The sequence below is a fragment of the Dactylosporangium salmoneum genome (assembly GCF_039532525.1).
GTDB classification, from domain to species: domain Bacteria; phylum Actinomycetota; class Actinomycetes; order Mycobacteriales; family Micromonosporaceae; genus Dactylosporangium; species Dactylosporangium salmoneum.
Map to the genome: position 1 here is coordinate 98760 of NZ_BAAARV010000005.1, position 12046 is coordinate 110805.

Annotated in this window: 9 protein-coding genes and 1 tRNA gene; 4 read left to right on the plus strand and 6 right to left on the minus strand. The window is 66.2% G+C overall.

Annotation, left to right across the window (positions count from 1 at the left end; translation table 11 throughout):
- Positions 1–354: 354 nt before the first annotated feature.
- Positions 355–445: transfer RNA gene (locus ABD352_RS03205), tRNA-Ser, on the plus strand.
- Between the two features lie 478 nt (positions 446–923).
- On the opposite strand, the gene ABD352_RS03210 is transcribed toward ABD352_RS03205, so the two are convergent.
- The 5 genes from ABD352_RS03210 to ABD352_RS03230 form a co-directional block, all read right to left on the minus strand.
- The gene (locus ABD352_RS03210; RefSeq protein WP_344610660.1) at positions 924–1862 is read right to left on the minus strand and encodes a hypothetical protein; all 939 of its coding nucleotides are present in this window, start codon (positions 1860–1862) and stop codon (positions 924–926) included.
- A 35-nt stretch (positions 1863–1897) separates the two neighbouring features.
- A complete protein-coding gene (locus ABD352_RS03215; protein WP_344610661.1) occupies positions 1898–2629 on the minus strand; it encodes a hypothetical protein in 732 nt (243 codons plus the stop codon).
- A 216-nt stretch (positions 2630–2845) separates the two neighbouring features.
- A complete protein-coding gene (locus ABD352_RS03220; protein WP_344610662.1) occupies positions 2846–3436 on the minus strand; it encodes a tyrosine-type recombinase/integrase in 591 nt (196 codons plus the stop codon).
- Positions 3437–3658: 222 nt separating this feature from the next.
- Positions 3659–4690: a hypothetical protein gene (locus ABD352_RS03225; protein WP_344610663.1), complete on the minus strand. Its 1032-nt coding sequence runs from the start codon at positions 4688–4690 to the stop codon at positions 3659–3661.
- Positions 4691–5032: 342 nt separating this feature from the next.
- Positions 5033–5431: a hypothetical protein gene (locus tag ABD352_RS03230; protein ID WP_344610664.1), complete on the minus strand. Its 399-nt coding sequence runs from the start codon at positions 5429–5431 to the stop codon at positions 5033–5035.
- A gap of 813 nt (positions 5432–6244) precedes the next feature.
- On the opposite strand from ABD352_RS03230, the gene ABD352_RS03235 reads away from it, so the two are divergent.
- From ABD352_RS03235 to ABD352_RS03245, 3 genes are all read left to right on the plus strand, one after another.
- Entirely contained in the window at positions 6245–8272 is a 2028-nt protein-coding gene (locus ABD352_RS03235; RefSeq protein WP_344610665.1) for a cell wall-binding repeat-containing protein, read from the plus strand.
- 29 nt (positions 8273–8301) lie between these two features.
- Positions 8302–10317 carry a cell wall-binding repeat-containing protein gene (locus ABD352_RS03240; RefSeq protein WP_344610666.1) on the plus strand — a complete coding sequence of 672 codons (2016 nt, stop codon included), beginning with the start codon at positions 8302–8304 and terminating at the stop codon, positions 10315–10317.
- Positions 10318–10398: 81 nt separating this feature from the next.
- Positions 10399–11151, plus strand: a complete 753-nt coding sequence (locus ABD352_RS03245; protein WP_344610667.1) for a hypothetical protein — start codon at positions 10399–10401, stop codon at positions 11149–11151.
- On the opposite strand, the gene ABD352_RS03250 is transcribed toward ABD352_RS03245, so the two are convergent.
- The gene (locus tag ABD352_RS03250; protein WP_344610668.1) at positions 11148–11906 is read right to left on the minus strand and encodes a 2-phosphosulfolactate phosphatase; all 759 of its coding nucleotides are present in this window, start codon (positions 11904–11906) and stop codon (positions 11148–11150) included. The genes ABD352_RS03245 and ABD352_RS03250 overlap by 4 nt on opposite strands.
- Between the last annotated feature and the right edge of the window lie 140 nt (positions 11907–12046).

Here is a 12046-nt window from a genome sequence, read left to right on the forward strand (position 1 = left end):
CCCGCCGCAACGATGACCCCGAGCGCCGCCACCCCCACCCCACCGGCCACCATCCCGACAAGCGAGGGCCGCCGCTCCCACCGAGCCCGAGCCCCGTACCGCTGCCGCCCCCGATGCCTGGTGACATGCGCCACCCGCGGATCGTTGAAGAAGAGGTGCATCCCCGTACCCCCGTCACTGGTCCCTAGACCGAGTTTGCGCAGCTCACCCCCGCCCCGCGAGCCGAACACCCGGGTACGCTGAGAAGTCACCGCCAGGCGTTCGCCCACCGGTCCCCTCGCCCCCGCCGAACGACGTCCCTCACGTGGGTGACCCACGCCGACGAGCAAGCATCTGGCACACTTAGCAGTCGCTGGAGGGCTCGCCTAGTGGCCGATGGCGCCGGTCTTGAAAACCGGTGAGGCGTTCCGCGTCTCCGTGGGTTCGAATCCCACGCCCTCCGCCAAAGATCAGCAAAAATGCCCACTGACCAGCGCGGACGCTGGTCAGTGGACGTTGATGACGATGGCGGCCCAGTCTCACTGGATCTCACTCGATCCAGCTACGAGCCACTGGTTGTGGATGAGCCGTGGATGGGAAGTCGACAGCTCAGCTCTGCGGCTTCTCCTTGTCTTGCTGCTGCAACGCTGCTTCGATGCCCGTCCAGAACCGTGTGGCTGGAAGGCTGGCGTTGAGCCACAGCGACACGGCGGCATACGGGAGGCTGGATGAACCTTCGCCAACGGCGCCCGCTGCTGGGCCTCGCCCAGAGCATCCTTGCGGGCGTTCCCTCCATACCCACGCGCACGTCTCCTCGGCACAGATGGATCTCAACATCACGGCGAATCAGGCTGAAAGGTTGGTACCCCGGTTTCCGAGGCCATCCGACAGCTCGTACCGGCATGCAGGAACCCTCGTCTTCGATCGGCGGTAAGGTGCTACTCCTAGGCGATTGGATCACGTGGTGTACTCCTGAACGAGTCCATCAACCCAGCCACCAAGCGACTGGCGCTCATTAGCGGCGTAAACGCATGCCTTACGTCGGGATAGTTGTCAAGCATTGCAAATAGTTGCGCTTCATCCCAAATCGCCCAGTCCTTTAGGGAGCCATCCGATAGTTCGGCGATCATCTGGGTTAGCTGGTGCATGCCGGCAGCCCCAAACGCGGCTGGCACTGAGACATTGGTCGCAAGAACGAGATACTCTATCGGTCGGCCCTCTACTCTTCGTCTCGAATCGAGAACCCTCCGCTGAAACTCGTGCCGAATCCCGGAGCGGAGCCAAGCGGCTGCGCTGGGAGTATTGCTGCCCGTAGCCTTGAACATGGCCCGCATGACCACATAGCCATCCCAGGGATTTTCGGCGCTGGGATAGTCAGCCAGCCGTCCAGCGGATGACGCATCTCGACCGCCATCAGGCCCGTAGCCGCCATGGATCCTTGTCCGCGGACCGAATCTCCTCACAGTGAGAGCTTGGCAAGGCATCTCGAAGGTCATCGGCTCCAGAGTGTTCAGGTCGTAGTGTCGGATGATTTCCGCGACTTGACGTTCACTCAGTTCGCCGCTAGGGCTCGTAGATACCTGCTGACGCTTCCATTTCAACAATTCTGCAACTGGGTAGATCGAGGCGTGATCGTCGACGGGCTTATGATGAATTCCGCACAACAGTAGGAGATTTTCTTCTTGGTTTACTAGCTCGATCGGATACTCTGGGTCGTACCGAGGGCCGCTTGGCGACTCAGAGCGGATATGAGCAATCTGCGCACTGACGGAAAGCATGCCGCGATCTTCGAAAATCAGAGGATTTTGACATCCTTGATATGCGCATCGCGTTGCACGGCCGAAAAGTAACTTGATCGTCCTTTCGGAATAGTTACGCTTCACTCATTCTCACCTGCTCGCCACACGTAACCGGGGATTTAATCACTTGCGGGCGCATCTCTCGCAAGTCCGTCGATCCAATCGACAACCAACTGCCCGACGAATGCCCGAGCATGACCCAATGACATGATCCGCTTAGGCGGCAAGCCGGGGAGGCGCGCATGTCGCGCGGCCCCACCGCTAATATCGGGTCGATTCGCAGATGCCGTGAAAGCCTTCAGTTCTGGATCTGTCGCAGAGCAGACGTCCGCTATCCGGCGAGGGAGGAGATTCTCTCGGATGATCTCATAGACCTTGTAAAGTTCTACCCATGTAAGAGCCATGCCGCCGTTGCCGAGAATCGTCAAGACTTCCGCGACATCTGCGTTTACTGTCGTGGAGAGGTATCTAATTCCCGGCGTTGGACGAGGTTGCACCACGCCGCCAATTACAGCGGTAATCGGCATGGCCTGCTCCCGCATTTCGGCAGTGTCAAAGACGACGACCTGCTGTACGTTATTGCGGTCGTTGCCGTACCGGCCGACTAGCCGCACAGGCCTGAAGTCGTCTCTCATTGCGCGCGCTAAGCCGTTCATCTGGATCAGCAGGGCTTCGGCAGCCTTGTGAAGCTCTGTCGGCATGGCGAACAGATCATCTAAACGTTCGGAAGCCAGGTAGTACGGATGGCTGTCGTCGTCGTCCTTACCAACATATGGCTCCCCACGCGGAAACTCCCACGTGAGCGCATCAAGATCGAAAATGTGACCAGTCAGCCGGGCACGTACGGTCATCGTCGGATCGTATCGGCGGATGGCGTCGCATCCCTGCCTGGCTCATTGGCCACCGGAGGCACCCAGCCTTTCAACCCTCCGCGAGAGATCACTAAAGCATCCGCTGAGCAGCGCGGATGCTGCCCAGCGGACGCTGTTGATGGTGGCGACCGAATCTCACTGATTCTCACTCGATCCGGCATTCGGCCCTGGTTGTGGATGGGGAAGCCCGGCCGCTCAGCTGGGCGGTTGCTCCTCGTCCTGCTGCCGCAACGCCGCCTCGATCCGCCGGCGCGCGGCGTCGTCCTGGCCGTCGATGCACTTGGCGTAGACCTTGAGCAGGACGTTGACGCTGTGCCCCGCCCACTCCGCGACCTGGGTGGCTGGAACGCCAGCGTTCAGCCACAGCGACACGGCGGCATGCCGGAGGTGGTATGGAACCTTCGCCAACGGCGTACGCTGCTGCGCCTCGCTAAGCGCCTCCTTGCGGGCATTCCGCCACGCCCGGGCGTAGGTCTCCTTGGACACGGGACCGTCCGGATGCCAACGGCGAGAGAACAACCGCCCGTCCGCGCCGGCGCCGTATTCCGCAATGTGGTACCTCAGCAGCCGCACCAACTCGGGTGCTGCCGGCACGATCCGGGTCGCCGTCACGGCGCGATGCTTCAGCGCCCGGTCCTCTGTGACGTCGCCGCTGTCGCTCCAATCCTGGCCAGCGCGCTGGGTCGAGCCGGTCAGATGCAGCGTGCCCCATCCGGTCTCCGGTAGCTGGCAGTCGTCCACTCGAAGGTGGATGACCTCCGCCGGCCGGAGCGCGGCGAAGTACATGCATCCGAAGAATCCGGTCGACAGCAAACCTCCGGCACGCTGAAATCGCCGGAGGGGTCATGAGGGCCACTTGACCGCCGGGAGAACCACTGGGCTGATGAGCTTGCTCGTCCCCCTGGTTCAGTGCGGCGCCGACTGCAACGTGGCACGTACGGCGTCGGCGCCGCGCTCAGCACTTTTGACGCACAGACATCCCCTATCGAGTCACCCAGACTCAGCGCATCACTGAGGCGCCTGACGCACTGATGCCGTCAGGGCGACGTGCAGCGGAACAGATTCCCGATTGTCATAAATACGCCTCGAAAAGGCCACGATAGACTCCCTGTCGAAAAAGTACGGGAGCGGCCAATCAATGTCATCGGGTCCCGGTGGCCATATCTGAACCACCGAATTTCCAAAGGTCTCAAGTTCAGCGGGGCCGCCACCGACAAGCGGTATGAGTACCTGAAACGCCACACGAAAGACCGAGAAAGTGATGCAGACAGCGTGCACCTCGTCCGAATCGCCCCCAGCCGGGGGAAGAATTAGCCAGGGATGAACGGGAAGTACGTCAGCAACATCGGAATATGTTGCCATCCAGACCCAGATCCCCCGATGTGGCTGCTTACGAATACGCAGGTCATGACCGAACCCGCGAGGAATCAAAGGATTCGGGCCAGCAGCATCCAGGAGCAGGGCAATCTTCGTGGCCCACGTCGCCAGACGCACCTGGTTGAATCTATCAACCAGGGTAACGTTATCGAAGAGCGAAATTAGCTGCGGCTTAACATCCTGCTCCATGGTCGACATCCAGGTGTTGTTGCAGTCTATGCAAACCGGAATTGTCGGCAACGAGATTCTTGCCACCCATCGTCCGTCCCGGATAGTCCCGGCGCCGCGACTCTGGAGTTCGCGAATTAGCCAAAGAGGATAGATATCTTCCTCGGACATCGACACGTAGTTGCGTGAGCAAAACGGGCACTCACCACGCCGAGGGGGCAAATGCAACCGCGGAAAAGATTCATTAGCAGGCGGCTCATCGACGAACACGACCGGCAAACTGTCCGGCAACACCACTTGCTGTGCACGCAGGCGAACGTACGCCTGACGCAGGCAACGACGGTGCACGGCCCCGAGCTGGAAAACCTCCTCGCCCGGCGGCACGGGGAGGGGGTCCGCAAACGATCTCTCCGCCTCCGTTTCAGTCGCCATCAGCCAGCTCCCGGACCGCGTGCCAGTCATCTCGATCCACTCGTCGCGGGCGCGGCGCACCACCTCTCCACAGCCTAGGCAGGTGGCACGACGCCATGTGAACGGCACAGGGCCTTGAGCAACCATCGGACCTCCCGCACAACGGGTCTGCAAGTCTGATCTGACGAAGACGAGGGCGCTGGCCTCGCATCCAACCTGGACTGTCTGCGTGGACATGTGGCGTCAGCGGTCCGCCTGCAGACGACACCGCCGCCACGTGCAGGTGCGCGACGGCGCACGCCATCAATTGTCGGGCTTCCTGCACCCGGCAGCGCAACCCGATTTACGTGCGGCAACGCACGACCGGCTGCTCTGTTCGGTTGAAAACCGACCGCACCCCGGCGCTGCTGCCTCTTGCATCCCCGCCTACACATCATTTCCAGTCAGCGCGTCTCTACTTTGGACTCGACCTTGAGGTCTAATGGACCAGCTCCGACGGTCATTTTGAAGTTCGGCCCGAATAGCGTGCAACAACGTATCACCATGGCCACCACAGAACATGCCAAGGCCGCTTTCCACACCTTCTACAGTCTCCCGCGCCCGTTTGGCAGTTTGCACCAGTTCCGTTCGCAACGCCGCTGCGTCTGCGGCAATCAGTGCCGCCACCGAACGTCCGGCGATTGAGACGGCCTCCTGTTCAACCACAGTTAGTCGCTGAAGAACCTCGATCCACTCCATCGGGTCAGTGAGTGCCAGTTTGCTACGTGCCGACTCGATGTCATGACCTTGATATTGTGTGACGAACTCGAAAGCTAGCTGCTTCAACGCTAGATACCTTGCCTCCTGGGCAACTGCGAAATAGCGCGCGTAGGCCGATCGACGGGCCGATAGCTCGGACTCTCGCCTGCTAACGCGAAGCTGAAGCCTCGCAGTAATCGCACCAACCGTCACCCCTACGAACCCGACGGCTCCGGTCGTCAGCGGCGACACCCATTCCCAGGCCATGGTCGCCATTGTCCCCCGCGAGTTCGGACAAGCACAGGGTTTAGTCCCTCCGACGGGTCGGGCAGTATCCGCGCTAGATCCGGCTGTAGGGGTCGCCGTTCGGTCCGTGTACCGCACGGGCGGCAGGGCCGGGGAGGCATCCAGTAGGCGGCGAGGTACCGACCAGGACGACTGTTGCGGCGGTCCCGCGGCGTGGCCGACATGATTTGTAGCGATCGCCCAGGTCAGATGCCGTGCGATCCTCGGTCTTGAAAACCGGTGAGGCGTTCCGCGTCTCCGTGGGTTCGAATCCCACGCCCTCCGCCAAAGAAGTTGCCGGCTCATCCGATCGGCCATTCTTCCGGTCGTGGCTCAACGCGGGTCAGGACGGCCCCGACCTGCGCTTTGCGCGACGCCAGCGCGCACCGTGTCCGCCCGGCGACGCTGCGACCAACGCGGGGCCTTCATCGCCTGCCCGGCATTCCGGACATCGACGATCTCGTTGCCCAAACCCGGCGGGCCGTCGCGCCCGGGCTGTGGAAATCGAGGCACATGCCCGAGCAAATTTCGGCTTAGACTGCTGGCCGCCTCCCGTGCGGCCGGCGCCGACGCGCCTTGCGCCCGGAGGCTCACCACCTTTACGGGGAGGAAAGCGTGTCACCCACTCTCAGCCGCCGATCCGTGCTGCGCGCGGCAGCCGCCGCGGCGGCCACGACCGTCGCCGCGCCGCTCATCATGTCGGCCGCCGAGCAGGCCGTCTCGGCAGCCACGCCCGGCGACCCGGGCAAGATCACGTACCGGGTCGGCGAGACCCTGTACATCGCGGACTCCAACGGGGCCAACGCGCGCGTCCTCGCCTACGGCGTCGGCACCCGCGGTGAATGGGCGCCGGACGGCACCCGCTACTTTTACGGCGCCGCCAGCGTCCTGAACTCCGTCAAGGCCGACGGCACCGGGTGGCTGAGGCTCCTGACCACGACGCAGACACCGGCCTCGCCCGTGACCGACCTCACGGTGACCCCGGACGGCCGCCTGGTCGTCTTCAGCGGCCCGAACGGCGTGCGGTACGCCGGCACGGGCGCCGACTGGTGGGACTCGAGCCCACTCTTCTCCGGTACCCAGATCGGGCACCTGTCGGTGGCGCCGAACTACGACATCTACTACGACCAGGGCGACGTCTGGGTCCCGGACACCAAGAAGATCTACCGGTACAACGACGCGACCGGCACCTCGACGCCGCTCATCGCGAACGGCTGGGACCCTGAGGTGTCGCCCGACGGGAGCCAGATCGTCTACGTCAAGAGCGACTGGCTCAACGGCAGGGCGCAGCTGTGGCTGGCCAACCTCGACGGCAGCAACCCGACCCAGCTGACCGTCGAGGAGACCGCCGGTCTGCTGAACCACAAGCCGAAGTGGTCGCCGGACGGCACGGCGATCCTGTTCAACAGCGGCGACAGCGCCATCAAGAAGATCGTCTTGGCGACCAAGAAGGTCACGCTCGTGGTGGCCAACGGCATGTCGCCGGCGTGGCAGCCGGTCAACTCCGGGCTGGTCGAGCGCGTATGGGGTCAGACGGCCCTCGACACGGCGGTCGCGACGTCCCGGTGGAACTACGCCACCCACGGCCAGCCGGACACGGTACGCAGCCCCGCCAAGTCGGTCACGCTGTCGCGCAACGACACCTACTTCGACGCTCTCGCCGGCTCGGCCCTCGCCGTCAACAAGCAGGGGCCCCTGCTCGTCACCCCGCGCGAGGGCCTGCCGGCCAACGTCGAGGCCGAGATCGTGCGCGTGCTGGGCACCTCCGGCGACGTGTACCTGCTCGGCGGCACCGCGGCGCTGCCCCCGGTGATCGAGTCGCGGCTGCGCAGCCTCGGCTTCACCACCCACCGGGTCTTCGGCAACACCGTCTTCGACACCGCGATCGCCGTCGCCAACGCGATCGCCCCGGCGCCCGACACGATCATCGTCGCCACGGCACTGAACTACTTCGACGCCCTCGCCGCCGGCGCCGCCGCGGGCGCCAGCCCCGGCACCGTCATCGTGCTCACCGCGGGCAACGACATGCCGTCGGAGACGGCGGCGTACCTCAACCGCTTCGACCCGACCCAGGTCGACATCGTCACCGCGGGCGGACCGGGCGACCGGGCCCTGATCAACGCGTACGTCCGGGGACAGCTGCCGAATTGGGAGATCCACGACCGGAACTGGGGCCGCTACGACCTCGTCGGCCAGGCCGCGCAGGACACCGCGCGGATGATCGCCGAGTTCTTCTTCGGCGCGCCCCGCCGGGTCGGCATCGCCACGGTCGCGTCCTGGTACGACGCCCTCACCGGCGGCGCGATGATCGGCGCCAACTACGGACCGCTGCTCATCACGTCCCCGACCTCGCTGGACCACCAGGTCTCCGACTACTTGTCGGCCCACTCGGCGAGCGTCTGGGACGTGGTGCTCATCGGCGGCACCGGCGCCCTGCCGGCCGCCCTCGTGGCGCCCATTGGCAACTCGTTCTCGCTGCCGGGCCACTACACCACCAGCGAGACCACCCCGGAGAACTCCCTCAACGCCAAGGCCCCCCAGGCCAAGTCGCTCGCCGCGGCCCAGCCGAACCACGACAAGGCCGCATCCGGCGGAGTCCCGGGTCTGAAGACCGAGAAGTCCAAGGCGCCGAGCATCAAGTAGCACCACGAACGATCGGGGAAGGAAGCACGTTGTCGTTCACGTTCAGCCGTCGCTCCATGCTCCGCGCGGCGGCCGCCGCCACGGCCACCGCCGCCGCCATACCACTCATCGGCTCGGCTACCCAGCGGGCCGCCTCGGCGACCGCCCCCGGCGCGATCGGCCAGATCACGTTCTTGCGTGGGGGCGTCTACTACATCGCGAACGCCGATGGGAGCAACCCGCGGCCGCTCGTCGACTACGTCACCGGTGCCGGCGCATGGTCGCCGGACGGCAGCCGCTTCTTCTACCCCGCCAACTACCAGCTGTACTCGGTCCGGGCCGACCTCACGGACCGCATGGAGCTGCTGCAGGACCTGCCTCCCCAGGTCTCGTCGGACCTCACGGTGACCGAGGACGGCCGGTACGTCATCTTCGCTACCATCGAGGGCCTGCGGATCGCGAGCACGGGCGGCGACGCTCCCGCGTCGGAACTGCTCCACGCCGGTGCCCTCATCGACAGTCCGACGGTGTCCGTCAACGGCACGCTGTACTTCGAACAGGGCCCGACGTCCATGGACACCCGGGCCATCTACAGCCTGACCGACGAGCCCGGGGCGCAGCCCAAGCAGATCGCCACGAACGCCTGGGGCGTCGACGTCTCGCCCGACGGGGCACGGATCGCCTTCGTCCGCAGCGACCTGGGAGACGGGTTCAACGGCAAGGCCCAGATCTGGCTGGCCGACGCCGACGGCAGCAACCAGGCCGTGCTGACCACCGAGGCGATCGGCGCCTGGAACTTCCAGCCGAAGTGGTCGCCGGACGGGACGGCGATCCTGTTCTCCAGCGGCGCGCACAACAACGCGCGGTTCGGCGCCGCGGACATCAAGAAGATGGTGCTCGCCACCAAGGCCGTCACCACCGTGGTTCCCAACGCCTTCTTCCCGACGTGGCAGCCGGTCGGGCGCGGGCTGGTCGAGCGGGTCTGGGGGCAGACCGCGCTGGACACCGCGGTCGCGACGTCGCGGTACAACTACGCCACCTACGGCGTCGCCGGGCAAGGGCGCAAGCCGGCCCAGGCCGTGGTGCTGTCCCGCAACGACACCTACTTCGACGCCCTGGCCGGATCGGCGCTCGCCATCGACAAGGGCGCCCCGCTGCTCATCACCCCCCGCGAGGGCCTGCCGGCCGCCATCGAGGCCGAGATCAAGCGCGTCCTCGGCCCCTCCGGCACCGTGTACCTGCTCGGCGGCACCGCGGCCCTCCCGCCGGTCATCGAGTCGCGGCTGCGCAGCCTCGGCTTCTCCACCCGCCGCGTCTTCGGCACCAGCGTCTTCGACACCGCCATCGCGGTGGCCAACCAGATCGCCCCTTCGCCGCAGACGGTCATCGTCTCCACCGCGCTCAACTACTACGACGCGCTGGCCGCGGGCGCGGCGGCGGGCGCGAACCCGGGCACCGTCATCGTGCTGACCGCGGGCGACGACATGCCGCCCGAGACGGCGGCGTACCTCAACCGGATCGACCCCACCAAGGTCGACGTCGTGACCGCGGGCGGCCCCGGCGACCGGGCGTTGCTCAACGCCGCCCGGCGGGGGCAGCTGCCGAGCTGGCCCGCCGGCGCCACCTACCTGCCGCTCGTCGGCCAGACCGCGCAGGACACCGCGCAGCTCATCGCGGAGACCTTCTTCACCTCGCCCCGCACGGTCGGCATCGCCACGGTCGCCTCCTGGTACGACGCCCTGACCGGCGGCGCGATGATCGGCGCGAACTACGGCCCGCTCCTGATCACGTCCCCGACCGCGCTGGACCACCAGGTCTCGGACTATCTCTCCGCCCACTCGGCGGGTGTGAGCGACGTGGTGCTCATCGGCGGCACCAGCGCCCTGCCGGCCGCCCTCGTCGGCCCGATCGGCAACGCGTTCTCGCTGCCGGGCCACTACACCACCAGCGAGACCACGCCGGAGAACTCGCTGAAGGCGAATGCCAAGGCGGCGACCCAGGCCGACGCGCGCACAAGCGAGACCCCGTCGCTGCGGGCCGGCAAGACGCTGGTGAAGAAGCAGTAGCGCGACCGGTGTATGCCGGAAGTTATCCACAGGAACGAACCAGGTCTTGTGGCGCTCGAATGTGTTGCCCAGGCTCGAGTCATGAACCTGGGCAACACATTGGCGGTCGTCGCGCTGGTTGCGGGCTTGTTCATCTGGCCGTTGCCGAACGGGGGCAACCAGCTCTACGACGGCTGCGTGCCCACTCATGTGCCCAAGATTGAGGCGGCCGTGCCCGTCGGCGACGAGCTGGTCGCCGACGAGCGCGGATTCAGCATCGTCAAGCGACCGACCGTGTTCAGCATGGGGGCGAGCGTTCGCAACCGCGGCTCCAGGGCCGCGTATCACACCGCGGTCCGCTTCCGGCTGGTCGGCGCCGCGGGCGCGGTCGTCTGGGAGGGCAAGCCGCACGAGCTGTCGGTCATCCGGGCTGGCCAGCTGGTCTCCGTCGGGGAGGTGGCCGATCTCTACTACTCGTACGAGGCAGTCAAGGTCGTCGGCGTGGAGCTGAGGTTCGAGACCACGCACTGGGTGGAGGATGATCCCGAGAATCGGCTCATACAGATGACGTACGACAGCGATTTCCGGACCTATGAACGGGATTCGAATGCCGCTTACGTCTCCTACGGGACCGTCGCCCCGTACGGGTGCCGCGGATTGTCCATGAGGAGCATCGCGTATACGTATCGGGACGCGCGCGGAATCATCGTCGGGGGAAGCACCGAAGCAATGCCGCGCCAGCTCGACACCTGCAATGGAATGCATCTCGGGACGGCGGTCTGGATCGGGCCGCTGCCGGATGGGGTAGATCTGGGGCAGAGCCGGCGGACGACCTACTGCGACATAGCGGCCTAAGCGGCCGAGAACGATGAACCGTCGGTCATGACCGGGACCGTGTGGGACGCGCCGGACTGGGCGGCCAGGCGGACGTCCTCGGCGAAGCCGCGCTGGATCAGCTCCTGGCCGCTCACGCACCGGCGCACCGCGGCGGCCACGTTGTGCACCGCGGCCAGGGCGGCCAGCGACACCGCGGCCTCGACCGAGAGCGGGGAGCCCAGCATCGACAGGCCGTCCAGGACGGCGGCGGCGCCCAGGAGGTCCTCCACGCAGGGGCGGAGGGTGCCGTCCGGCCACAGCTCGCCGGCGGCGATGACGCCTACCGCGTTGGTCGGGGTGCCGTGGCCGTGGTTGTGCAGCCAGCGGGCGACCGCCGGGGCGTTGCGCAGGCACGCGGCGACGACCGGGACGCCGGTGGAGGCGGCGGCGGAGCAGATGGTGGCGCCGTTGGGGGACGGCAGGACGAGCTCGTCGACCAGCGGGGCGGTCTGGAGGGCGGCCGGGGAGAGGCTCCACGGATGCTCGGGGTTGACCTGGCGGCGGCCCACGGCCACGGCGGCGCCCAGGCGGGCCGCGTAGGCCCCGGCCTGGCCGCTCCACGGGAAGGGGTGGACGCGGATGCCCCTGCCCACGGCGATGTCCACCGCCGTGGAGAAGGACAGCACGTCGACGACGACCAGGACCGAGCAGACGCGGGCGAGCTCCGCCGCGCCGGCCGGGCCCCAGTCGAACCGGGCGCCCGAGCCGGGCTGGCTATGGACGCCCTCCGCCATGCAAGATCAGTCCTCGGCGCCGTCATCGGTGGGGACGGGCTCGAAGGCCGGCGGCACGTAGGCCGGTGCCTCCGTCGAGACCTCGCCGAAGAGGGCCGGCAGGGTGCCGGTCCAGGCCGAGCGCATCTCGTCCAGGGAGA

Bases quoted from the DNA above. Each gene is read 5' to 3' on its own strand.
- ABD352_RS03215 (WP_344610661.1), bottom strand. From the start codon at position 2,629: ATGACCGTACGTGCCCGGCTGACTGGTCACATTTTCGATCTTGATGCG.
- ABD352_RS03220 (WP_344610662.1), bottom strand. From the start codon at position 3,436: ATGTACTTCGCCGCGCTCCGGCCGGCGGAGGTCATCCACCTTCGAGTG.
- ABD352_RS03245 (WP_344610667.1), top strand. From the start codon at position 10,399: ATGAACCTGGGCAACACATTGGCGGTCGTCGCGCTGGTTGCGGGCTTG.
- ABD352_RS03250 (WP_344610668.1), bottom strand. From the start codon at position 11,906: ATGGCGGAGGGCGTCCATAGCCAGCCCGGCTCGGGCGCCCGGTTCGAC.